At 53.3% G+C, this 25,317-nt stretch carries 15 protein-coding genes; 7 read left to right on the forward strand and 8 right to left on the reverse strand.

Annotated elements, in window-relative coordinates; all coding sequences use genetic code 11:
* The first annotated feature begins 19 nt into the window (after positions 1 to 19).
* Both OO017_RS07965 and tamL read left to right on the forward strand, forming a co-directional pair.
* Entirely contained in the window at positions 20 to 5,011 is a 4,992-nt protein-coding gene (locus tag OO017_RS07965; RefSeq protein ID WP_500797066.1) for a translocation/assembly module TamB domain-containing protein, read from the forward strand.
* A 4-nt stretch (positions 5,012 to 5,015) separates the two neighbouring features.
* The gene (gene tamL / locus OO017_RS07970; RefSeq protein ID WP_266051942.1) at positions 5,016 to 7,394 is read left to right on the forward strand and encodes a translocation and assembly module lipoprotein TamL; all 2,379 of its coding nucleotides are present in this window, start codon (positions 5,016 to 5,018) and stop codon (positions 7,392 to 7,394) included.
* A gap of 135 nt (positions 7,395 to 7,529) precedes the next feature.
* On the opposite strand, the gene miaA is transcribed toward tamL, so the two are convergent.
* Positions 7,530 to 8,453: a tRNA (adenosine(37)-N6)-dimethylallyltransferase MiaA gene (gene miaA, locus OO017_RS07975; RefSeq protein ID WP_266051943.1), complete on the reverse strand. Its 924-nt coding sequence runs from the start codon at positions 8,451 to 8,453 to the stop codon at positions 7,530 to 7,532.
* 234 nt (positions 8,454 to 8,687) lie between these two features.
* Here miaA and OO017_RS07980 point away from each other — a divergent pair, with 234 nt between their 5' ends.
* The 5 genes from OO017_RS07980 to OO017_RS08000 all read left to right on the forward strand — a co-directional run bounded on the left by OO017_RS07980 (position 8,688) and on the right by OO017_RS08000 (position 17,016).
* Entirely contained in the window at positions 8,688 to 13,916 is a 5,229-nt protein-coding gene (locus tag OO017_RS07980) for a PAS domain S-box protein (RefSeq protein ID WP_266051944.1), read from the forward strand.
* 3 nt (positions 13,917 to 13,919) lie between these two features.
* Positions 13,920 to 14,300, forward strand: a complete 381-nt coding sequence (locus tag OO017_RS07985; RefSeq protein ID WP_266051945.1) for a response regulator — start codon at positions 13,920 to 13,922, stop codon at positions 14,298 to 14,300.
* Positions 14,301 to 14,576, forward strand: a complete 276-nt coding sequence (locus tag OO017_RS07990) for a hypothetical protein (RefSeq protein WP_266051946.1) — start codon at positions 14,301 to 14,303, stop codon at positions 14,574 to 14,576.
* Complete coding sequence (locus OO017_RS07995) at positions 14,573 to 15,334, forward strand: MBL fold metallo-hydrolase (protein ID WP_266051947.1); 762 nt, start codon at positions 14,573 to 14,575, stop codon at positions 15,332 to 15,334. The genes OO017_RS07990 and OO017_RS07995 overlap by 4 nt, the downstream gene beginning before the upstream one ends.
* Positions 15,335 to 15,447: 113 nt before the next feature.
* Positions 15,448 to 17,016: an NFACT RNA binding domain-containing protein gene (locus OO017_RS08000; RefSeq protein WP_266051948.1), complete on the forward strand. Its 1,569-nt coding sequence runs from the start codon at positions 15,448 to 15,450 to the stop codon at positions 17,014 to 17,016.
* Positions 17,017 to 17,964: 948 nt separating this feature from the next.
* On the opposite strand, the gene OO017_RS08005 is transcribed toward OO017_RS08000, so the two are convergent.
* The 7 genes from OO017_RS08005 to OO017_RS08035 all read right to left on the reverse strand — a co-directional run bounded on the left by OO017_RS08005 (position 17,965) and on the right by OO017_RS08035 (position 25,317).
* On the reverse strand, positions 17,965 to 18,528 hold the full coding sequence (locus tag OO017_RS08005) for an NUDIX hydrolase (protein WP_266051949.1): 564 nt from the start codon (positions 18,526 to 18,528) through the stop codon (positions 17,965 to 17,967).
* Positions 18,529 to 18,630: 102 nt separating this feature from the next.
* Positions 18,631 to 19,446, reverse strand: a complete 816-nt coding sequence (locus OO017_RS08010; RefSeq protein WP_266051950.1) for a TIGR04290 family methyltransferase — start codon at positions 19,444 to 19,446, stop codon at positions 18,631 to 18,633.
* A 121-nt stretch (positions 19,447 to 19,567) separates the two neighbouring features.
* Positions 19,568 to 20,671 carry a CgeB family protein gene (locus tag OO017_RS08015; RefSeq protein WP_266051951.1) on the reverse strand — a complete coding sequence of 368 codons (1,104 nt, stop codon included), beginning with the start codon at positions 20,669 to 20,671 and terminating at the stop codon, positions 19,568 to 19,570.
* On the reverse strand, positions 20,668 to 21,774 hold the full coding sequence (locus OO017_RS08020) for a CgeB family protein (RefSeq protein WP_266051952.1): 1,107 nt from the start codon (positions 21,772 to 21,774) through the stop codon (positions 20,668 to 20,670). Before OO017_RS08020 ends, OO017_RS08015 begins: the two co-directional genes overlap by 4 nt.
* A complete protein-coding gene (locus tag OO017_RS08025; protein ID WP_266051953.1) occupies positions 21,764 to 22,906 on the reverse strand; it encodes a CgeB family protein in 1,143 nt (380 codons plus the stop codon). The genes OO017_RS08020 and OO017_RS08025 overlap by 11 nt, the downstream gene beginning before the upstream one ends.
* A 251-nt stretch (positions 22,907 to 23,157) precedes the next feature.
* Positions 23,158 to 24,258 (reverse strand): glycosyltransferase, encoded by a 1,101-nt coding sequence (locus OO017_RS08030; protein ID WP_266051954.1) that lies wholly within the window; start codon positions 24,256 to 24,258, stop codon positions 23,158 to 23,160.
* A 6-nt stretch (positions 24,259 to 24,264) separates the two neighbouring features.
* A complete protein-coding gene (locus OO017_RS08035; protein ID WP_266051955.1) occupies positions 24,265 to 25,317 on the reverse strand; it encodes a Gfo/Idh/MocA family protein in 1,053 nt (350 codons plus the stop codon).

Consider the following 25,317-nt stretch of genomic DNA (forward strand, 5'->3'; position numbering starts at 1 on the left):
TGCCCTGCAGTTTCAGGGGGTGCAAAACTATTTAGCCAGGCAAGGCGAGAACTACCTGCAGAAAACCCTGGCAACAGAGGTGAATATCGGCGGCTTCACCACCGACTGGCGCAACGCATTGGTACTGACGGATGTGTATGTGGAAGACCAGCAGCAGGATACCCTTTGGTACTCCGAACGGCTGGGCGTGGACATGGCCATACTTTCGCTTATCAAAGGTGAGGTGAACATCAGCAAAGTGGACCTCGACAACGCCACCCTCAAGCTACACATCCGCGAAGACAGCACCACCAACTTCGATTTTATTGCAGAGGCTTTTGCCACCGACACTGCCACCGCCCAACCTGCCGACACCGCTTCGGCCATGCAGATTACCCTGGGCACCATAAACCTGGACAATGTGTATGTCGTGTTTCGGGATGAGGCCGGCGGTAATTACATCCGGACCCGCGTGGGTGAACTGACCACCACCATGGACGAGCTGAACCTGGAGGAGCAGCGTTACCTGGTGGACGAAGTACGGCTGGCGGATACCTGGGTAGATTACGAACAAACAAAGCTCCCCCCTCCCGACACCTCCGCCTACGAGCCGCTGGAGATGGATTTCGGGCTGAACCGGCTGGCGCTGGAGAACATACGTCTGAGCTTCCTGAGTCGCCCGGCCGACCAGCGCATCGAACTGGCACTCGGTGAATCGGAGGTGGTATCGGATAACATTGACCTGAAAAATGCGAAGGTGGCTCTCAAAAGCTTTGCCCTGCACAATACAGACCTGACTTACGTGCAGGAAAAGTATAAACCCTCCGACTCGCTGGCCGTGAACCCGGAGCGCACTGCAGAGGAGTTGAACAGATCAGTGGAGCAGGCACAGGGGCAGCCCGTAAACTGGGTACTTACGCTGGGCGAGCTGGACGTGACTGACCTGGATGTGGTATTCGATAACTTTAACGCGCCCAAGCAGCCCCGCGGCATGGACTACGACCACCTGAAGTTCACCGATGTGGTCATGGACGCACAGGACATCAGCTACAGCCTCAACCGCACCCAGGTAGACCTGAACCAGCTCGCCCTGAAAGAGCAGAGTGGCTTTGTGCTGGAAAACTTTGAGGCCGGAATCCTTATTGACTCCACCCACGCCAGCCTCACCAACCTCGACCTGAAGACAGGTAACAGCCACCTGCAAAACGACCTGGCCATGACCTACCCCTCACTGGAGGCCATCGCAGAAAACCCGGAGCAGGTGGGCCTGAACGTAGACATCAACAACAGTTACATCGGGATGCAGGATGTGCTATACTTTATGCCGGACATGGCCCAGAACCCTTCCTTTAGAAGTATAGCAAACTCCAACATCAGGGTAACGGCCAAGGCCGAGGGCAAGATAGAGAACCTGCGCATCCAAACCCTGCAGCTGGCCGGCTTAAAAGATACAAGGGTTGATGTAAAGGGTACGGTGCGCAACGCCATGGATCCCGACAATTTATACCTGGACCTGGACATAAATCGCTTCGCCACCACCCGCACCGATGTGCAGGCGCTGGTGCCGGCAGGTACTATTCCCCCTGACTTCAGGTTACCGCCACAGATGAGCCTGACGGGTAACTATAAAGGGAGCCTCACCGCCTTCGATGCCAACGCCGATCTCCGTACCTCTTTCGGCAATGTGGTAGCCGATGTGGACATGGGTGCGAATGAGAGCTTCACGGCTACGGTGCGCAGCGGCGGCTTTGACCTGAGCCAGCTGATGGCAGACAGCCTGGGGCTGGGCAGGGTGGCGCTGGAGGCAAAGGCCAAAGGCACCGGCCTAACCCCCGAAACCATGCGGGCCGATGTGCAGGCCAACGTAAAGCTTTTCGACTACAATAACTACAGGTACAACAACATCAACCTGGATGCGAACATAAACCGGAACCTGTACAGCATAGAGGCCACTGCCGACGATAAGAACCTGGCCTTTGACCTGTCAGGCAAGTTTAACCTCCGCGATACCACGCAGCCCGCCTATACTTTTGACCTGGACCTAGAGAAAGCCGACCTGCAGGCCCTGAACCTATACCCTGAGCCATTAAGTATAAAAGGCCAGTTGCAGGGTAACTTTACAGGGGCTGACGCAGCAACCCTGAGCGGCCGGCTGGAGGGCCAGGAACTTTTGGTGATCCAGGAGGGGCAATCCACCCCGATCGACTCGCTGGTGATGACTCTACAACAAAGAGGCGAGACGGCTGAGGTCATGGTGCAGTCTGATGTGGTGGACGCCGACATGCAGTTTAACAACTCCCTGGCAACCCTGCCCACCGCCCTGCAGAAACACTTCTCCAACTATTTAGACCTGCAGCCGGACCCGCCCTACCCTGCCAACCTGAATCTCAACGATTTTACCGCCACCATCGACCTGAAGAAGACCGGGCTGATCACCTCCTTTGTGCCTGGCCTGTACCAGCTGCAGCCAGCCACTCCTATCACAGCCACTTACAACGGCGACAACCATCAACTGGAGCTGGATGGCAGCATCAGCAAAATAGTATACACCGATTATACTTTGCAGAACCTGGACCTGGCAGTAGACGGCAATAGAAACGAGCTGGCGTATAAACTGAACCTGCAGAAACTCATCTCGCCTTCGCTTACCATGGACAACATCAGCCTGGACGGGGCAGCAAGAGACAATGAGTTGGCCGTGCGTTTGGCTGTTGCCGGCGACAGTGCCCAGCAGAGCGAGCGACTGGTAATTGGGGGCATACTTAATAGCCTGGGCACCGGCTACCGCTTCTCCTTTAACCCCGACCAGCTGGTAATTAACGGGGATGACTGGGACGTACCGCAGGACAACTACCTGCAGTTCGACACCAACTTACTATATGCCAACAACATCCGGCTGCAGCACAACAACCAGTCTATACTTCTGAACAGCTCCGGCCCCGTGGCGCCCAATGCGCCGCTGCAGGCTGAGTTCGAAAACGTGGACATAGCCTATATCATGCGTACTTTTCAGGCACCCGAGGATAGCCTGATAGCTGGTACCATAAATGGCACAGCCACCGTCCGTAACATCCTTTTAGATAACATGGCCTTCACCTCCGACCTGACCGTGACAGACTTTGCGTACGAGGGCGTACCGGTAGGTGATCTGGCCCTGAATGCCAGCAGCGAAGCCGGAAACCGCTACAACATAGACGCCCGCCTGACCGGCAACAGCAACCAGGTAACGGTAAACGGTTTCATGGAAATGCAACCGGATGCCACCCTCCTCAACATGAACGCCAACATCGCGCGCCTCAACATAGCCTCGCTGGAGGGCTTTATGGCCGGCATGGTAGATCAGCTGGACGGCAACGCAACCGGCGACCTGCGCATCAGCGGCACACTGGAGCAGCCAGAAATTCTGGGTCAGCTTAATTTTAACCAGGCGCAGTTTAACCTCACCATGCTGGGCTCGGTGTTTACGCTGGAGAACGAAAGGCTGGAGTTTACCGAGCAGGGCATCAGCTTCCCTAACTTCACCATTACAGATTCTTTAGGCAACGACCTGGTCATTACCGGAAACATACTTACGGAGACGTACACTGATTTTGAGTTTGGGATGGATGTGGCAACGAAGCGCTTCCTGGCGCTCAACTCCACTGCCCAGGACAACAGCCTTTTCTACGGCACTGTGTACGTGGCCGCAGATGCCTCCATTACCGGCAACATGCTGCTGCCGGTAATCAAAGTAGATGCCCGTGTGCTGGATGGCTCTGACTTCACCACCATTATACCTGCTGATGAGGTGGGTGCCGCCGAGCGGGACGGTATAGTGGAGTTTGTTAACCTGAATCCTGAAATGACCCGGATTGTAAGGGAACAGCAGGCGGACTCTGCCGAGATAAAAGGTTTTGAGGGAGCCGATATAGAAGCCCAGATCACCGTGACCGATGCCACCCCGATCACGATTGTGATAGACCCGACCACTGGCGATCAGCTTACCGTGCGTGGCTCCGCTGACCCGCTGTTCATAGGTATGCGCCCTAGTGGTGAGATTAACATGAGCGGGCGCTTTACAGTAACAGATGGCAAGTATAGCATGGATTTCTACGACCTGGCCTCCCGTGAGCTGGACATTGCCGAAGGCAGCTATATTAACTGGACCGGGGACCCGCTGCTGGCCAACATGGACATCACAGCCATTTATACTGTAGAGACGGCGCCACAGGAACTCGTAGCCTCGCAGGCCGCTACCTACGAAGACCCAGCTCTCAAAAACCAGGTCCCTTTCCAGGTATATGTGTTTGTGCGGGGCGATATTCTGACACCGGAAATAAGCTTTGACATACAGATGCCGGAGGAGGAGCGTGGCAACGTGCCGCCAATTGTGACCAGTAGCCTGGGCAACCTGCGCCAGGACGATGCGGAGCTGAACAAGCAGGTGTTCTCGTTGCTGGTGCTCAACCGCTTTATGGCCCCCGACCCGCTTACCAGCTCCGGCGGCGGCTTCGAGTCAACGGCACGAAACAGTTTAGGACAGGTGATGACGGACCAACTGAACCAGCTGACGAACCGCTATGCCGGCGGCCTGGGCCTGGAGTTGGGTGTGGACTCTTACCAGGACTATTCCTCCGGTTCGGCAGAAGGTCGCACCGATCTTAACGTGGCCATGCGCCAGCAGTTCCTCAACGACAGGCTTACCGTGCGTGTCGGCACCGATATCGGGTTGGAGGGTGGCAGCCAGTCTAACCAGACCATGAGCGGCTTTGGCGGCGATATCTCCGTGGAATATTCGCTTACTGAAGATGGGCGCCTGCGGGTGCGTGGATTCCAGCGCAACCAGTATGAAGGCATTATTGAGGGCGGCGACGTAAGGGCCACCGGCGTATCGCTGATCTATGTGCGCGAATACAACAACTTCTCTGACCTGTTCCGTGACCTGGAAAGCCGCCGCGCCCGCGATGCACAGCGCAGGCTGGAGGCCGCCCAGAAAATCAGGGAAGAGGAAAAAGAAGTAGAAGCAGAACTTGAAGAAGAAGGTACAAAATAAAACTATGTTGAAAAATCACTCCCGGATCAGGCTGAAACACGCCTGCGCATTACCCTTGCTGCTGGCGCTGCTGCTGCTTACCGGCTGCAGCGTAACTAAAACCGTACCCGAGGATGATGCCCTGTTTACAGGCTATGAGGTAAAGGTGGAAGGTGAGAACGATAGCAGCAACCGCAGTGCCGACCTGGAGACAGAACTAAGCGCGACCGTACGTCCGGAACCCAACGCATCCATACTTGGGCTGCGTCCTAAGCTGGCTATTTACAACGCATTCTACACAGAGAAAGAGAAAGGGCTGAGCCACTGGATCATGACAAAGCTTGGGGAGCCCCCTGTGCTCATCTCGCAGGTTGATACCGGCAGCTTAAGTCAGGTGATGAGCAACCGGCTACATAACCGGGGCTATTTTAACAACTTCGTAAGCAGCACCACCGAGGTAAAGAAAAAGAAAGCCACCATTAACTGGACAGCCCGTGTGGGGGAACCGTATCGCCTGCGCAACATAAAGTATACTTTAAATGACTCGCTGGCGGTACACCAGGCCATAGAGCAGGCAAAGGCAGAGTCGCTGTTGAAGCCAGGCGAACCCTATGACCTGAGTATAATGACGGACGAGCGCATTCGGATTGACGGCACCCTAAAGAACAAAGGCTACTACTACTTCAGCCCTGATCTGCTAATTTTTAGCGTGGATACCACCGTAGGCAACCGCCAGGCCGATGTGCTGATGCGCGTTAAGCAAATGGCGGCGTCCAGGGCGCTGCAACCTTATGAACTGGATGATATCTTCATCTTTGCCAACTACTCGCTCGGCGACAGCCTCTCCACCAACGACACCATCGATTTTCAAGGATATCATTATATCCCCAACGAGAACTATGTGCGGGCGCGACACCTGTTGGACGGCGTATTTCTGGAGCAGGACAGCCTTTATACCCGCGAAGACCATCTGCTTACGATCAAGCGTCTCTCCGGCCTTGCCGCATACAAATACGTGAACATCGACTATGAGCCTGACACCACCGGGAGCGGAAAACTGGATGCCTTTGTATACCTCACCCCATCCCTAAAAAAATCGTTGCGGGCGGAGGCGCAGATGGTAACCAAGTCAAACAATTTTGCAGGACCAGGCCTGAAGGTGTCTTTCCGGAACCGGAATACCTTTAAAGGGTCTGAGGTTCTTACCGTGGAATTCACGGGCAGCTTTGAATCGCAAGTGGGGGGCACGGGCACTGGTACGGCCCCTGAAGGCGTGGAAGTCCCGGAAAACACGAACCTCACCTCCTATGAGTTAGGAGTACAGGCCAACCTGGCCATTCCGCGGATTGTATCACCGTTTAACCTACGCAACCTCCGCACCGAGTTTGTACCGCAAACCCGCATCGGCCTTGGGTTTAACTTCCTGAGCCGCTCCGGCTACTACCGCATGAACTCCTACAACGCCTCTTATGGCTATTCCTGGCGGCCAAAAGAAACATTGACCTTTGATGCTACCCCGATTAACCTGCAGTATGTGCGGCTCACGGATAGCACAGAGGTTTTCTCGGACTTCCTGGAGGATAACCCTTTTTTACAACGTAGTTTTGAAAGTCAGTTTATTGTAGGCTCTATTTACCAGCTAACCTACACCACCCAAATGTATAAAGACCGGACCAGCAACATCTTTGATAAGGTGACGCTGGATATTTCCGGCAACCTGGTGAGCGGCATACAGTCGTTGGCAGGAGCCCACACCCCTACAGACGATAATCCCCGTACCTTATTTGGGGATAGGTATGCGCAATATGCGTTGTTGGATAACGACTTCCGGCATTATTTAAACTTAAGTGAAGAAAGCCAGCTGGTGTGGCGCCTGGTAACGGGTGTGGGCTATTCTTACGGCAACTCCTCCACCATGCCCTATGTCAAGCAGTTCTCTATCGGAGGTCCTAACAGTATCCGGGCTTTCCGGGCCAGGAGTATTGGCCCGGGCAGTTATGAGCCGACAACAACAGAAACGTTCTCGTTTTTTGACCAGACCGGCGACATCAGACTGGAGACCAATTTAGAATACCGTTTCCCTATTTTCGGGTTCTTTAAGGGCGCTGTGTTTACAGATGCAGGTAATATATGGCTGCTGCGCCAAACCTACAGAGATGACGGAACCCCGGTAAAACCTGGCGGTACCTTCGAAGCCAATAACTTTCTGAATGAGCTGGCGATAGGCACGGGCGTTGGCTTGCGCATCGATGTGGAGTTCTTCGTGATCCGACTTGACTTAGGTATACCTGTACGCGTGCCTTACCTGCCCAAAGGCGAACGCTTCGTGCTTTCAGACTTTAACGGCAGCTTCAGCGGCGAGAACAGCATGGTGCTCAATATCGCCATCGGCTATCCTTTCTAATTTTGAATGGGTGACTATGTGACTGAGTGATTGTCCTTTAGACTTCTGAAATTATACTTTAGAAACAGCGACAGTAGCTCCTAAGAAGCAAACCCACATTCCCGGGGTTTACAGACCCTTTACTCACACGTGCACTTAGTCACTCATTCGCTCATTTATAAAAGCGATGATCTCCCCCTGTTGCGCCGGATGAAACCAGGCATACTCCTGCGGGTTTTTATGGAACCACGTGAGTTGGCGTTTGGCGTAGCGGCGACTGTTGCGCTTTAACAGGCGCACGGCCTCTTCCCAATCATACTTGCCTTCCATGAAATCGAAGATCTCTTTGTAGCCTACTGTCTGCAGGGCGTTGTGCTGACGGTACGGGTACAGTTGTTTTGCCTCCTCCTGCAGCCCCTGCGCCAGCATCTGGTCCATGCGCTGGTCTATGCGGCTGTAGAGTTCTGCCCGGTCTCGGTTCAAGGCTATTTTGATGCTATAAAAGGGACGTTCCTGCTTTTCGCTAGACCTGAAAGACGAGTAAGGCCTGCCGCTGCTCAGGCATACTTCCAGCGCCCGCACCACGCGCTGCGGGTTGGCTTTATCCACTTGCTCAAAGTATAGCGGGTCCAGTTCCTGCAGTTTATCCAACAGCGGCTGAAGCCCCTGCAGCTCGTACTGTTTGGTTAACGCCTCCCGCACCTGCGGGTCTGTCTCGGGCATCTCGTCCATACCTTCCAGCACGGCGCGCACATACAGCCCCGATCCTCCTGTCATGATCACAACGTCATGCTCCTGAAACAGCTGCTCCAGAAGCTCCAGCACATCCTGCTCAAACGCACCTGCACTATACTCCTCGGTTATACTATGCGAATCCACGAAGTGGTGCTTCACCCCTTGCTGCTCTTCGGGGCTGGGCTTGGCGGTACCAATGCTCATTTCCCTGAAAAACTGGCGTGAATCTGCGGAGATAATCTCGGTGCCAAAGTGCTTTGCAAGTTGTACGCAAAGGTCTGTTTTGCCCACGGCCGTAGGCCCTACCACCACCACCAGGTACTTCTGCTTGTTCTTACTTTTCATACTTTTCCGTGAGCTGTCTAGGGTTGCTGTGCCTCACAAACTATACTATAAAATTCTAAACGCCTCTGCACCAGCAAAAGGCACAAACTGCGCCAGGGTTTTGTTATACTTTGGATGAGCGATAGCCTTCGAAGCATTTTTTTGCTAAATTATCGCTTTATTTAAGAAATTAGCATAGGCGTTGCGTCTGGTCCGGTGCAATTCGCATACTGTCATACTTATAGAAAACAACACATGCCCCATTCAACCATACGGCAACCTGACGAGAAATCAGTACAATCAGCCTCCAACCTGCTGCAGGTGCTGGTGCAGCTGGCAAAACCAGCGCATGGCGTGGTAGTGGCACAGCCAAATGGCCTGGTGCTGGCCGCCAATGCGCAAACCACCAACTACAAAGTTGCTGACTCTGACTTTAGCACCACCCGCAGCCTGCGCAGCCTGTTTGGCATTTCGCAGGATCAGTTTAACCAACTGATGGAGGAACTGCAGCACCAGCGCAAACTGACAGGCTTTGTAGATGTGAATGAGGAAGATGAATCCTGCAGCCCTTTTACCTATAGTTGCCGCATGGTGCACTGCCAGGGCGAAACCTTTGTGTGCGTGGAACTGGCCAACGTAGGCCAGGCCACAGCGCTACTGCCCTACGACGGCGACAGCTACCATGATGTGTTTGAGGAGAATGCCGAGCCAATGTTCCTGCTCGACTGCGACGGGCACTTTATCGATATCAACCAATCGGCTTTGCAGCTGGTAAAACAGGACAAAGAACAGCTAACGGGCAAGTCTATTTTTAAGGCCTTTAAGCTGAACCTTTTCGAACGGGTGGCCCTGAAGGGACAACTGAAGAAAGCCCTGGAAGAGGGCAAGCAGCGCTTTGAGTGGTGGCTGCACGAAGACCAGCACGAGCTGTTGCCCGTGGAAATTACGCTGCAGCGAGGCAGGTTCAAGACAGAGGATATACTTTATGGCTCCGTAAAGAACCTGAACGAGCTGATAGAGACCGAGCAGGATGTGCGTTTCCGTAACCACCAACTGGAGTTCGTGAACCAGCTCATCACCAACCTTTCCTCCTCCGACAGCCAGTACGACATACTACACAATACCCTGGATGAGCTCCTGGAGAAAAGCGATGTAAAGGGAGGTTGCGTATACTTGCTCAACACCTTCGATAGTATAGCCAGGCTCTCCTACTCTGCCGGAGAGGTGGGCAATCCTACCCTGCCAGATGAACTGCAGCTGGACCAATCACAACTCCAGCAGCTGCACACCCAGAATAAACGTCGGGTTGTGGTTAGCCTACAGGAGCACCTGCAGAAAAAGCTGCACAGGTCGCTCACCATCGTACCAATCACAACAAACAACAAGGCACTGGCCCTGATATTGATCTGGCCAAACAGCGAGCCCCGTATGACGCAGTCATTCGTCTCGCTCTTAGATTTTATCGGCAATGCTATCGGCAACTACATAGACCGCCACCAGCTGCAACAACAGCTAATAAACACCGAAGACAAGTATAAACTGCTGTTCGAGGCCTCTTATGATGCTATACTTTTGTTTAAGGATGGTGTGGTGAAAGAGTGCAACGACAAGGCCATAGAGTTTTTCCGCTGCACCCGCGAAGACCTGATCGGTAAATCCCCGGTGGACTTTTCTCCGGAGTACCAGCCGGACGGGGAGCGCTCCGCGGACAAGACCGAGCGCCTGATGCGCGAAGTGCTGGAAACAGGTCGCTCCATTACGTTTGAGTGGAAAAACCGCCGTAAAGATGGCACCCTCTTCGATGCAGAGCTGACCGTGAACCGGCTTATACTTGATGGGGAGGCCTACATCCAGGTGTTTAAACGGGACATTACACAGCGTAAGCTGGCACAGCAGACAAGGCGCCGCGCAGAAGTGCTGCACGAGTCTATGAACCAGTTCCGCAGCTTCCTGGACAAAGTAAACCTGATCTACTACAGCCTTGACAAGGAAGGCAACATTGCCTTCGCGAACGATTACTTCATGAAGTATGTGGAGTACCCCGAGGACGAGTTGATCGGCCAGAACTTCTACGAGCTGCTGGTTCCCAAACAGGAGCGTATGCAGCGCCTGCTGGATTTCAGGAATTCGCTGGAGACGAAGCAGCTTAGCTCCTACTACGAGCGCGATGTGGTGACTAAGTCTGGGCAGCTGAAGACTATCCGCTGGAACTGTATGTTCGAGTATAACTCGGAGGGGCAGGTTACCGGCGTCACCAGCGTGGGCAAGGACATGACCGACAAGCGCATTGCCATGGAGGCCCTGAAGGACAACAAGATACGCCTGCAGGACCTTTTCGACAATGCCCATGACCTGATTCAGAATATCTCTGTAGACAATAAGTTCATCTTCGTAAACAAAGCCTGGAAAGACCGCCTCGGCTACACAGACCACGATATTGAGTCGCTGACACTGAACGACATTGTGCACCCTTACTACAAGGCCAAGCTGATTTACCAGCTGCGTAACCTGTATAAGGGCGAGAATGTGAACAAAATTGAGACGGTATTCCTGACCAAGGCTGGCAAGCCGGTGCACCTGATCGGAAGTATAACCTGCAGCTGGCAGGAAGGCCAACCTGTAGCTACCCGCGCTATTCTGCACGACATCACAGACCGCATCAAGGCTGAGCGCCTGCAGAAAGTATACTACAGCATCGCAAACCTGGCCATCAGCAGTAAAGACCTTAACTCGCTCTACTCGGCCATCCACCGCGAGCTAAGCAAGATTATCGAGACGCGCAACATCTATATCGCCCTGTGCGACAACGAGCATAAGCAGCTCAACTTTGTGTACCTGGTAGACCAGTTTGTGGATAAAGCCTCGAAAGCCCAAATGAAGCGCCCGTTCTCGCAGGGCCTTTCGGAGTACATCATTAAAACCGGCAAGCCGCTATACATGCAAAAGCAGGAGCTGCTGGAGCTGTCAGAGCGGGAGAATCTTTCTATTTTCGGGGCTGTGCCGGAGGTTATACTTTGCTCCCCGCTTGCTATCGGCGACCGCATCATCGGTGTTATTACGCTACAGGATTACCAGAACCCGGAAGCCTATGTGAGCACAGATATTGAGATACTCCATTTTATCTCGAACCAGGTGGCCCTGGCTATTGAGCGAAAGCGAAACGAGGAGCAGATTAATACCCAGAACGCCCGCCTCAATGCCATTTTTGAGTCCGGAACGCACCATATGTGGTCACTCAACCGCAACTATGAGTTAACCTCGTTCAACCGCAACTTCAGCCAGGCCTTTAAAGACCGCAGCGGCCAAGAACTGGAACCGTACATCCGCATCGATGATGAATCGATGGTGCATGAGAACTCCTACGCTTTCTGGGAAGACAAGTATAAACAGGCGTTTGCAGGCCACCCACAGCACTTTGAGATACACCTGAACCACCCGGAGAGCTGGCGCGAAGTGTACCTGAACCCGATTTACCTGGAAAATGGCACCTTTGAGGAAATCTCAGGCATCGCTCTGGATATAACCGATAAGAAGAAGTCGCAGCTGGCCCTGGCCCAGAACGAGGAGAAGTTCCGTAACATTTTTGAGTCGTTTCAGGATGTATTCTACCGGGCCTCCATGGGCAACATACTCGAGATTGTCAGCCCTTCCATCGCGCAGCTGCTTGGCTACGAGGAAAAAGAGGTGCTGGGCAAGAGCACCACCAGGTTCTACGCCAATCCTAAGGACCAGCCGTACATTATCGAAAAAGTTCTTGCAGAGCAAAGCATCCGGGATGTAGAGGTAGAAATGGTATGCAAGGACGGCACACACAAAACCGTGGTACTGGACTCCAGGCTGGTGTATAACGAGCAAGGCGAGCCGGTGGCACTGGAGGGTGTGGTACGAGACGTATCCGAGCTGAAGCGCACGCAGATGGCCTTGCTCCGCGCCAAGGAAGAGGCCGAAAACCTGCTGAAGGTGAAGACACAGTTCCTGGCCAACATGAGCCACGAACTCCGCACACCGATGAACGGCATTATTGGCATGATCGACCTGATGAGCCAGATCAACACAGACCCGGAGCAGCGCGAGTATATCGATACACTCCGCAAGTCATCAGACGCCCTCCTGGCCATCCTGAACGACATCCTGGACCTGAGCAAGATTCAGGCGGGTAAGCTGGTGCTGCACGAGAGCGGCGTAGACCTGGATGAAACCCTGAACAAAATTCACTCACTGTTCGTGAACCGGGCGCAACAGAAAGACCTTAACTTTACCTACACCATTACCCCGGATGTACCGCGCCATATCTTCACGGACGAAACCAGGCTGCTGCAGGTGCTGTCTAATCTTACATCCAACGCCATTAAATTTACCAATGCCGGCGATGTAAGTATACATGTAAGCGCCGACCAACTGGACCGAGAATACTACAGGCTAAATGTGCGCGTGAAAGACTCCGGTATAGGCATTTCGCCGGAAGACCAGCAACTGCTGTTCACCGACTTTACGCAGCTCGACAACTCCTCCACGAAGACATTTGGCGGAACCGGCCTTGGGTTAGCCATCTCCAAGCAACTCACCCACCTGCTGGGCGGCGACATTGGAGTAGAGTCGAACCCGGGCGACGGCAGTGTGTTCTGGTTTAACATAAAGGTGCGCGTGGCAACTGCTTCGGAAGTAGAAGAGCAGAAGCTGCGCCAGCAACAGCAGCACCAGGAGGTTGGCTCGCTGGAGTTTACCCCATACGTGCTGCTGGTAGATGATAACCAGATAAACCAGAAAGTAGCCCAGAAGCAACTGGAGCGCCTTGGCTGCATTACCGACATTGCCTCTAACGGCTTCGAGGCCATTGACCACGCCACCAAAAACAAGTATGACATTATTTTTATGGACATACAGATGCCGGAGATGGATGGTGTGACGGCAACCAGGCACATCAAGGAACAACTCGGAGCGGACTGTCCGCCTATCATCGCCATGACGGCCTATTCCATGAAAGATGATGCTGAGAAGTTTATGAACCAGGGCATGGATGACTATGTATCAAAGCCGGTTAAGAGCTCCGATCTACATGCCATGATCAGCAAATGGGAAAGCAATTCCTGGGAACCGGCAGTGGAAGAGGCCGCCGCAAAGGAACAAGAGCCCAACAACCAGGAGCCCATTATTGACCTGACCATAGTAGAGCAGTTAAAAGAGATAGGCGGAGAGGATTTTACCAAGCAATTATATACCGAGTTTGAGGAAGAAGCCGCCGGATTGCTAGAGGAAGCCAAAAAAGAACTGGATGTACAACATTACAAAGGTATTTTAAGTACATTGCATCAGCTTAAAGGTACGGGCTTCACGTTGGGTATAAACCCGCTGGCAGAACTGGCCAAGCAATTGGAACACGATATTAAGAATGATAACCTGGAACAGGTCGAACAGAACTTCTCCAGATTACAGACGCAGTACGAAAACTATAAAAAAACTTATAAGGACATTATATTCAGTTAGAAAATGGCAGAAAACAAAACTATTTTGATCGCTGAGGATAGCTCCGTTATCCTGAACCTAACGAAGAAGATCCTGGAACTGCAGAACTACAAGATCCTGACAGCCAAGAACGGCGGCGAGGTTCTAAAGCAGGTAGAGGCCGGCAAGATCGACGCTATCCTGATGGACCTGAACATCCCGGTAAAGAATGGCATGGACTGCACCAAGGAGATTCGCGCCAGCAAAAACCCTGAGATTGCCAACATTCCGATCATCGCGGTAACGGGTAACGCCAACAACTACAGCATGGAAGACTTTAAGGCCGTGGGCATTAACGACTACCTGCCTAAGCCACTGGATTTTGACATGCTGGTGGAAACAGTAAAGAAGTATACAGTAAAGTAAATGCAGCTTAAGTACACAAGGCCATTCTTAAACAAGCTGGAGGATATTTTTGCAGAGTCGGATTTTGTGCTGCGCTACGAGAAAGGCAACTTTAAAGCCGGCTACTGTGTGCTGAGAGATATGAAGGTGGCGGTAGTGAACAAATACTACAGCCTGGAGGGGAAGATAAACTGCCTTTACGATATCCTTCGCACTATTTCTGTGGATGAAAGCCGCCTGAGCGACAAAAACAGGCAGCTTTACCAGGAAATCCGAAACGAGGAGAACGCCAATTGAAAATAACATTATTAGGCACGGGCACCTCGCAGGGCGTACCAGTAATTGGGTGCACTTGCGAGGTTTGCCGTTCTGTAGACTACCGAGACCAGCGCCTGCGCGTATCGGTGCACCTGCAGGTCGATGGCAAGAGCATTATCATTGACTCGGGCCCTGATTTCCGGCAGCAGGTGCTGCGTGAGCGCATTAAATCGCTCGATGCCCTGGTATTCACGCATGAGCACAAAGACCACACCGCCGGCCTAGACGACATCCGCGCCTACAACTTCTCGCAGCACAAAGACATGCCCCTGTATGGCGAAGAGCGCGTGCTGGAGCAACTGAAGCGGGAGTTTGCCTACATCTTCTCCGACTACAAGTATCCCGGCATTCCGCAGGTGGAGCTGCACACCATTTCCGAGGAACCTTTTGAGGTAGAGGGCGTGGAGTTTATACCTATCCGTGTGATGCACTACAAACTGCCCGTGCTGGGCTTCCGCATCGGCGACTTTACCTACATTACCGACGCCAACCACATCTCTGAGGAAGAGAAGGAGAAAATACGCGGCTCCAAAGTGGTGGTTGTAAATGCGCTGCGCCAGGAGAAGCACATCTCCCACTTCTCGCTGAAAGAGGCCGTGGACCTGCTGGAAGACCTGCAGCCAGAAAAAGCGTACCTCACCCACATCAGCCACCTGATGGGACTGCACCGCGAAGTGGAGCTGCAGCTGCCCGATTTCGTGCGCCTCGCTTACGACGGCCTGCAAATTGAAGTATAATCCGTAGCACGACACACGTATCAGGTATCAAGACTTTCTTTAAAAGATTAAACCTGAGTTGATAATAAGGTCGTGCTACTTGATACGAGATACGTAATACGCACCCCATAACTATGCACCTTAACTTTTACTTTCTACGGCAACTGTCGCAGGCACTCAAGCATAAGCTTGTAGGTATGCAGGTGGTGACGGCTTTCAGCCAGAACAAGGCGGAGCTTATACTTGGCTTTACCCGTGAGCAGGAGGAGCTATACATCAGGGCACAATTGGGGTCGCATTTCACCTCCCTCTCCTTCCCCACTGCGTTTAAAAGAGCCCGCGCCAACACCATAGAGCTGCTGCAGGAGATGCAGGGGCAGACCGTGGAGGACGTGGTGCAGCACCAGAACGAGCGCAGCTTTTATCTTCTACTTTCGGGGGGCTACCTGCTGCTGTTCAAGATGTTCGGCAACCGCTCCAACATTGTGCTGTACCAGCATGGGGAGGCGTTAAGGCTTTTCCTGAAAAAATTTCCGTCTGATGCCGAACTGGACCCGCTGCAGATGGATAGGCCGCTGCTGCAGAACTTCGCGGCTTTTGCCGCTGCCGACGGAAACCTGCGCAAAGTATACCCTACCTTTGGCGACGTGCCCGCTTTATACTTAGAGGAGCGTGGTTACAGTCAGGCAACCTTGGTAGAGAAATGGGAGCTGGTGCAAAGTATGCTGGATGTGCTGGAAGCACCAGAAGTATACTACATTATCCGTTTAAAAGGCAAGCTGCGCCTCTCGCTGCTGCCGCTCGGCGAGGTGGTTTATACTTACCCGGATCCGCTGGAGGCTTCGAATCAGTTTACCCGTTTATACTTATCCGAAACAGGATTTAAGCGCCAGTACGAGCAGGCACAGCAGCAGCTGGAGCGTAAGCGCCACGTTACCAATACAGTGATGGAGCAAAGCGAGGAGAAGCTGCAGGAGCTGCGCAACAACCGCTCCTATTCCCAGACTGCTGACGTCATCATGGCCAACCTCACTAATATTCCGCCGCGTGCCTCCGAGGTAGAGCTCTACGACTTTTACACCGACCAGAACCGTACCTATACTTTAAAACAGAACGAAACGCCACAAAAGTTTGCCGAGCGCCTCTACCGCAAAGCCAAAAACCAGCACATGGAGGTGAGGCAGCTGGAGGAGAAAGTGGAGCGCAAGCTGGAGGAGCTGATCGTGCTGGAGGACGCGCTGCAGACACTGGCCGAGGTGGAGAACTATAAACAGCTTAAAGTATACCTACGGGAGTACAGCCACCTGCTCGGCAGTAAACAGCAGGAGCAGGTGCAGATTCCGTTCAGGGTGTTTGAGAGTGAGGGCTTTAAGATACTCGTGGGTAAAAGTTCTCAGAACAACGATGAGCTAACGCAGCGCCATACATACAAAGAGGATATGTGGCTGCACGCCAAAGATGTATCGGGCTCGCATGTGGTGGTCAAACACCAGGCGGGCAAAACCATACCCAATACCGTGCTGGAGAAAGCTGCGCAGCTGGCAGCCTATTACAGCAAACGCAAAACCGACTCGCTCTGCCCGGTCATTTATACGCCGAAGAAGTGGGTCCGCAAACCCAAAGGCGCACCTGCCGGAGCAGTGGTGGTAGAGCGGGAGAAGGTGCTACTGGTAAAGCCGGAAAACCCTTTTGCCAAAGTGTAGCGCGGGATAGGTATTTATAGCTTTTCGGCTTTTCTGGCGCTTATCTGGCGCAAGTCTCCGGATTTATGTTCTTCCCGCTGTTCCGGACATCCCTGTCCGGAACTTCTCTGCCGCGGACTTCCAAGTCCCCGTAAGGCAATCTTTATACTTGCATAGCCGCTGCTTTCTTCAATTACTTGAAGAAGCAGTTTTTTGCCGTTTCTTCCCTGTATCACAAAACCCTTCTGGCGCAAGTCTTCAGACTTGTGTCTTATAATGGTGTTGAGTTTGTAACTCAACTGGCTCGCAGAGCCATACTTATACTTTGAGATTATACTTTATACTTCCATAGCCGCTGCTTCCTGCTGCTTGAAACAGGCTATTCTTACTAGCTGCTGCTGATCCTCAGTCTTACAAACCTACCGTTTCACCTCCGGCTTTGGCTCCCTCCAGCCCGGGAGGGCTCGTCTTCCCGCATCGCGCTGGGAGCTTTTCCTGCCCTCGTACCTCGGGCTGCCTTCGCTTACGCTCGGCACCGGAAAAACTCCAAAGGCGCTCAACGGAAAGACTGGGAACATTTCGATAGCCACCGCTGACGGAGCTTCAACAGAACTCCCCTCCTTAGACAAGGAGGGGTAGGGGTAGTTAGATGCCCCTGCTGACGAAGCTTGAACCAAGTCCCCCTTCGAAGGGGGCAGGGGGATGAAATCGTTACCGGATTCCCCTCTCGGGACTAGCCAAAACGTGAGTTTTGAGCTAGCGAGCGTAGCTCTCAAGAGGTGGATTTACACTAATAAAGGCGGATTGCGACCTGCCCGCGTTATACCACCAGCAATTCATACTTTGGCCAAAGCAGTTACAGGCTCCCCTCCCTGGACTACCGAGAACGCGAGCTCGAAGGTAGCAAGAGGGGCAGGGATGGTTGGACCCGGTATCACTGATCCCCCTCTCCTGCTTTCAAGAAACGAACTACGCCACCAGTTTCCGCAAGGCTAGCAAACAGAGCGCAATGGATCCAGAAACGTTTACCTGTCCGCTCATCACCAGGTGCTCCACTTCTTGCAGCGGTACCTTCAGCACTTCAATGTGCTCGCTTACGTCCAGGTCCTGCTCAGCTATTTTGTGGGCATTACGTGCCAGGAAGTAGTAAATCCTGTTCGTATCCTTGGTAGGGTTGTCGATTACCTCCAGCAGCGGCTCCATGACCTCTGAAGTATAACCTGTCTCCTCCAACAGCTCGCGTCGGGCGGCCTCCAGCGGAATATCCTCGTGTTCGTCAATCACACCACCGGGTAACTCTATAAAAATACCACCTGCCGCATGCTTGTACTGCCGCACGAAAATAACGTGACCATCCTCGGTTAGCGGGAAAATAAGCACCACGTTTGGGCGCACGCTTACGTAGTAATCGTCCATCACATGGCCATTGGGCAGCTCCACCTCATCGCGGCGCAGTTTGTACCATTTCTCATCCACCACCATGTCAGACTTCCGGATCTTCCAGGGCTGTGGTGCATTATTCATTTCAGACATATCGGCAAGTTATACTTTATCAACGTAAAAAATCCGCCTAAACAGAATGGCTTTACTTTAAATAGAAGGTTTTATACTTTATGAAAGTTTCGCGCAGTGGGGTTACTTCTCCCGCTTGCGTACCATGTACTCGTTTTTACCGGCTACTTTTCGGGCCACGGCCTCCTGCCAGTCCTGGCCGGTGGCGGAGAGGTATTCAGATTCGTTCCACTGCTGTGCCTGCTTTAGCTGCTCATCCACTTCCAGAATGTACAGCTCGTGGCCCGGCTGCTCTTTTACCCGGAAGCCGCAGGAGCGCATCATGGCCACAATGGCGGCATGGTTTGGTGCCCACCAGTTGGTAATGTCGCCGGCCATGCGTTTCTCGATGAAAGCCATTTTTGGCCAGCCCTCCTCCAGCATACGGTTGCGGTCATTGATCTCGAAGTCATCCGGCACTTCTGCTACTTCTCTGCCCGGCATGGTCAGGGTTTGGAATACCATCTGACCCCGGCATTTTTGAGAGAGGATGTCCAGCGAGAGCAGCGGGTAACGCAGGTGGTAAAGCACGCCCATGTACCAGATCAAGTCAAACTCCCTGTCCAGGCGCGCCACATCGTACACCTGCATCTGCTTCAGCTCTATCTTATCTTCCAGGCCAAACTGCTTTGCCGCCCACTCCGCCTGCTTCAGGTAGTGCGGGTCTACATCAACGCCCAATACACTTGCCCCTCGCTTAGCCAGCTCTATACTATAAAACCCGGCGTTGCAGCCAATGTCCAGCACCTCCCAACCCGATAAATTCTCTGGAATATATGGCTCTAACTCCGCCCATTTAAATTGAGGAAAGTCTCCCAGAAAGTGATTAGGGGCTGTTTGTTCTCCGTTTGGCAGATGCAGGTTATGAAACCAGGGCGCCAGCGCTTCTATTTCTGTCATGGGGCTAAGCGTGTAAGTATGTGAAAACGTACGCAGGTGCAGCGGCTATTGATACATAAACACGAAGCTGCCGCCCCTGGCACAGTTCCGGAGGCGGCAGCTTCGTGTTTATACTTGTGTGTTATACTTCCTGTCCGATCTCGGCTGTTGAGAAGGGGTTTTCCAGCGTCATCAGTTCCTCAGCATAGCTTATGAGCTCCTGCGCACGATGGGCAGCTGTGTGGTGTGCCATAGCTTTTCTGCGAGCCCGCTCCGCGATCAGCTTGCGTTCCGACTTGCAGATTTCGCGCAGGTACCGCAGCGTGTCTTTAGCATCTTTTGCGATCAGAATCTCCGTGCCTGGTTCAAAGATCGTCTCCAGCCCTTCCCAATAATCAGAGATGATCGGGGTGCTGCAGGCCGCTGCCTCAAACAGGCGCACGCTTGGCGCATAACCTGCTTTTATCATATCGGCGCGAGTGATGTTCATGGTAAAGCGCTGGCTGTTGTAAAAGTTGCGGTGCTCGGCTGGCGGCAGGTGCTGAATGTGCTGCACGTTTTTAGGCCATTTTATACTTGCAGGGTACTGCGGACCAGCCACCACAAATCGTCCCAGAGGCCACTGGCGTGCCGCCTCCAGCATCAGATCGTCGAGGGGCGGCTGGCGGTCGTCAGAGTAAGTGCCCAGGTAACCCAGGTCCCACTTCGCCTCCATCAGCTCCGGATAATATAAAGTCGGGTCGAAAGAGCAGTAAAGCGCGCGTGCCATGGGTGAGCCATACTTTCGCTCCAGCAAATCCAGCGTTGGCCCGCCGGTAAACGACAAGTATAAATCATACTTCGGGATAAGGTTCGGGTGCAGGTACTCGTAGTCTCCACGCTCCAGTTTGGCCAGTGTTACCGGTGTGTCAATATCGTAGAAAGCCTTGATGCCACGGGCAGTCTTTATCACCCATTCCCCTACCTGCACGCCCTCCGGCACGTAAGAGCCCACTATCACCATATCCGCCTCACGCACCTCTTCGGTAAAGCGCTTTTGCAGGTCATCCACTGATTTGTAGAGCTCTGTCTGGCAATAGTCTGGTTTGGGCAAATCTCGGTTGCCAGCATACCAGGGCACATCCCGTTCTAAAAAAGTAACATAGTGGCCCTGCTTGTTTAGCTCTCTTACCAGACCTCTGAACGTGGTGGCGTGGCCGTTGCCCCAGCTGGAGGTGATGGATAAGCCAAGAATTACGATATTCATGCCAATGCTTTGTTTATAAGTTTAACTTTTGCGTATAGCAATTTTTCCAGTTGCTCCGCGCGGTGATGATAGGTATGCGCGGCAAGTACCTTCTTATACGCAGCTTCTCCGATTGCTTTTGCTTTTTCTTTAGATAAATTAGCCATTATTTCAGCTACCTCGGCCCCGTCTTTGGCCACCAGTATTTCTGTGCCTGGCTCAAAGAAGAAGTCGATCCCCTCCCAGTAATCGGTGATGATACAGGCCCCGGCACCGGCAGCCTCAAACACGCGCGTAGCTGGCGAGAAACCGTAGCGGGCCATACTTTCGCGGCTGATGTTGAGCACGGCCTTTGGGGTGCAGTTAAAGGCGTTATGGTCTTTGGTGTACACATGGCCCACGTAGGTTACGTTGTCGGGCATCTGCTTATCGCCCCAGCCGCTGCCACCTATGATGAATTTCTTGTTCATCTCCAGTGCCGCAGGTTTCAGGAAAAACTCATCCACGCGCGCCTCGCGGTCAGGCAACCTGTTCCCTAAAAAAGCTAAATCAGCCTCAAAACGATGGTCTGGCTCCACCGGGAAATGTGTGGCGGTGTCCAGGGCATTGTAGATCGGTATACACATTTTCGCGCCCAGCGCCTCGTAGGCATTCACCACCGGGTCGCCGCCGCCGTAGGTCAGCACCAAGTCGTATTGCGGAATCAGCTGCAGGAACTGGTCGTTCGGGTCGTTGTGCACACGGTCCAGGGTGGCAGGCGCGTCCACATCCCAGAACACCACCAGGCGTTCGTCGGTCTGCAGCTTCAGCACCTCTCGCTCCAGCAGCTCATCAAACACGCCTACACCGCTGGCTTTTACCACCATGTCGGCATGTTCGGCGTCGGCTAAGCATTTGCGCACGGCCTCCTCAGTAGCCTCGTACACCACCACTTTTGCCCAATCCGGGTCGTCCATGTCGCGGTTCTGCTGCCGCTCGTAGGCATCGGGCTCGTAAAAGGTAACGTGGTGGCCGCGCTCGCTCAAGGCCCTAACGATGCCTCTGTAATAGGTGGCGGCGCCATTCCAATAAGCAGAAACAAGGCTGGAGCCGAAAAAGGCGATGTTGAGTTTGTTATTCTTCATGCAGGATTTTCTCTTTTGGGGTGAGGTAGATTTTTGATTCGGCTATGCCCAGCTCCCCGCATACTTTCTCCAGCTCGTTTACACGGTGGGCGCAGGTATGGCGGCTACGGATGGTTTCCAATCCGTGCGCGGCTACTCCTTTTGCTTTAGCAGGGTTATTGAGGATACTTTGCAGCTGCTGCTTCATCTCGTCGCCGCTGCGGGCCACCAGGAAATCCTCTCCTGGGGTAAACAGGTTCTCGGCATCGTTCCAGGGCGAGGAGATCAGCGGAATTCCGCAGGCCATGGCTTCAAAAGGGCGGATGGTCGGGATACCCGGCAGTGCCTCCACGTAAGGCCGACGCGGCACATGCACGGTTACTTTATACTTGGCAAACTCCTCCGGTGCTTTATAGTTGGGTAGCCAACCACCATATTCGATGCCGGCCTCGGCCAAAGCTTTGCGGGCATGCTCCGGGTAGCGCACACCGTAGATCTTCGCCTTCAGCCCCAGCTCCTTTACCGGATTGATCAGAAACTCGTGCAGCTCGGCGGTACGTTCCTCATCTCCCCAGTTGCCTATCCATACCAGATCGCCTTCGTATTCTTTTTTTTCGTGCGGATAGAAAACCGAGATGTCGGCGGCTTCGTGCCAGGTCCAGGCTTTTTGGGCCCAACCCTCCTGCAAGTATAAATCCCGAATCTTCTGCCCGAAAGCCAGCACGCCATCATAGTGCGTTAGGTCATACTTGGCCATACTTTCACGCTCTGTTACGGCGCGGTGATGGGTATCGTGGAACAGCAGTTTATACTTGCCGCCGTTGGCCCTGTGCTCCCCGATGCGCTTCACCAGCTCATGCTCGTTCCACTCGTGCACCAGCACCAGGTCGGCATCTCGCAGCACCGCATCCAAGTCTATACTTTCTAAAGTATAAAAACTGGTGCTGATGCCTGGGTAGTATTCTTGCAGCTCGTCCAGCTTATCTTTGCTGGAGCCTTCTACCAGGTTCTGCAGGCTCCAGCCCTTTTCGGGCTCATACACCTGCACCCGGTGCCCCCGCTCCTCCAGCTCACGCACAATGCCCCGCAGAAAGTGTGCATTGCCATGGTTCCAGTCAGAAAGTATAGAGTGGTAGAAAAGGACTATATGCATGTAGTTATTGGTTGTTCGTTATTTGTTGTTGGATGAGGGAGTTTTGAACGAGTAAATAACCTCTGCCGTTGTTGTGTCTTATGACCAACAACCTCTGTGAAAGCAAATGATAGCTCTTACCACCTCCTACAGCCATGTAAGTTGTTGGTAAAAACACGCAACAACGGCGGAGGCAGTCGAATCATCGATCGATCCATTCACACATTCACAATTGAGCAAAATAATTCATCCACTCATTCACTCATTCAAAATTATACTATAACCGTTTGCTTCAGCAGCTGGCGGTAAACGTGGTCGTAGTCCTGGCCCATGGGGTCGGCGGTGTAGCCGTGCGAGCGCTTCACGGCGCGGCAGGCCATGATGTTTCGGCCAAACTCGTCGTCGATCAGGTTATTGATGGTATCGCGCAGCTCGTCAGCATCGTTCGGGTTCACATACTTGGCGGCATTCCCCCAGATCTCGGCCTGGCTATCGGTTTTACCCACTACCAGCGCACAACCCGACATGGCCGCCTCCAGAATGGTCAGACCGAAAGGCTCATACTTGGCTGGCAAAGCGTAAATGGAAGCTCTCGACAGCCAATCCGACACTTCTTTCTCCGTCAGTTGGCCCAGGAAGTGCACGTTCTCCAACTGTACCTCCTTGCCATTGGCAGGGTGACGGGCATCGCCGGCAATGTACACCGGCCACTGCAGGTCGGAGGCGATGTGCGCCAGCGTGGAAATGTTTTTGGCCTCATCCCACACACGGCCCATACTAAATACAAATGGTTCTTTTTTACCGAACTGGAAGGTATGCTGTCCGCGGCCATTGTATACCACGGAGCTGTTCTGGAACGGGCCGTACAAGGTTTCAGCCTGGTGTAGCATGGCCTGTGTTGGCGCCACTACTATGTTGGCATTCTGCAGGCCTTTGGTAACCATTTCTTTATACTTGGCCCACTCCTGCGGCGCTTCCTCATCCTTCACGGCTCGCCACCACGACAGTACGCAGGAATGCACCACCACTACTGTTGGCACGCCAAAATCAAGCGCTCCGTGCACCATCCCGTTCAGGTGTACCAGGTCGGGATGCACCTCTTCCTTTAGCTTCAGCAGCCATTTGCCGGTCTCCTCCACATCGTCCCAGGGTGCATCCATCCACTCCAGCTTGTACTCGCTTTCGTAGAGGGTCAGGTTGTCTATCTCGTCGGCCTGCTGGCGTTGCTCCTCCGACAGAGGCGCACCCATGGTAGCCAGGGCTACCTGTGTTTTGAACGGTGCCAGTGCTCTGATGAGCTCCAGCGCATATGTCCAGACACCTCCTACGGTATCTGCGGTCATCAATATTCTTGAAGGATGATGTGCTTCCATGTTTTCTTATCTTCCGTAAATTTTATCTAATACCTCTGCTACTTTTATAAATTCTTCCGCATCCTCGTCAAATCCTTCGCCGCTGGCCACACGCTCAGCCCAGGCCACACCGGCCCGGCCCATCCAATCGTCAGGCGGAGCGCAAAGCTGCTCGGTTTTGGTGCCATAGTAGCGCTCTGCCACAAAATCATAGAAGGATCCGTTCACGTTTTTGAAGGCAACGCCGCCGTTGATGCCGTAGAAAGTGGCGCTGATGATGGCCTCCTGACCCGCCGGCAGGTTCCAGGAGCAGCTTAGCTGCACATGCGTGTTGCCCTCCAACTCTATACTTGCGGAAGCATAGTCCTCTACCTTGCCCTCGGCCATGCTTATGGGCTTGCCTTTGGCGAACAGGTGGCTTTGTACTTTTCTTACCTTCGGGAAATTCATACCCCACAGCGCCAGGTCCACCAGGTGCACGCCCAGGTCTATCACGCAGCCGCCGCCCGAAAGCTTCGGCTCATAGAACCAGGCTTTATCCGGACCGTATGCGTTGTGGAAAACCAGCTCGATGGCGTAGATCTGGCCTAGCTCCCCGCTCTGCACCACCTTGTACACTTCCTGCATGGCTGCTGTGTAGCGGTATGACAGGTCCACGCCCAGTAGTTTGTTGCTTTGGCGGGCGGCCTCCACTACACGTTTTGTCTCCTCCACGTTGCGGCCCAGCGGCTTTTGGCAGAAAACGGATTTGCCGGCCTCCAGTGCCAGCGAGCTCTGCTCGGCATGGAAGGCGCTTGGCGTGGCGATTACGATACCATCCACTTCGGGTTTGTGCAGCATAGATTCCAAGGAAGGCACCTGCTTTGCTTCCGGGGCACTTTTCAGAGCCTCCTCGGCATTATGTGCGGCAGTGTCGGAGATGTAGGCAACTTCCGCGGCTTTGTGCTTGGCAATAACTTCCATGCGGTTGCGGCCAATCCAGCCAACACCCAGGAAGCCAAGCTTTGGCTTAGCGTCTGAGGCTTTAGAAGAAGAAGATGCTGGATAGGCTTCCGCCTGATCAAGTATAGTTTCCTGCAT

Source organism: Pontibacter anaerobius, assembly GCF_026241195.1.
In the GTDB taxonomy this organism is placed as follows: domain Bacteria; phylum Bacteroidota; class Bacteroidia; order Cytophagales; family Hymenobacteraceae; genus Pontibacter; species Pontibacter anaerobius.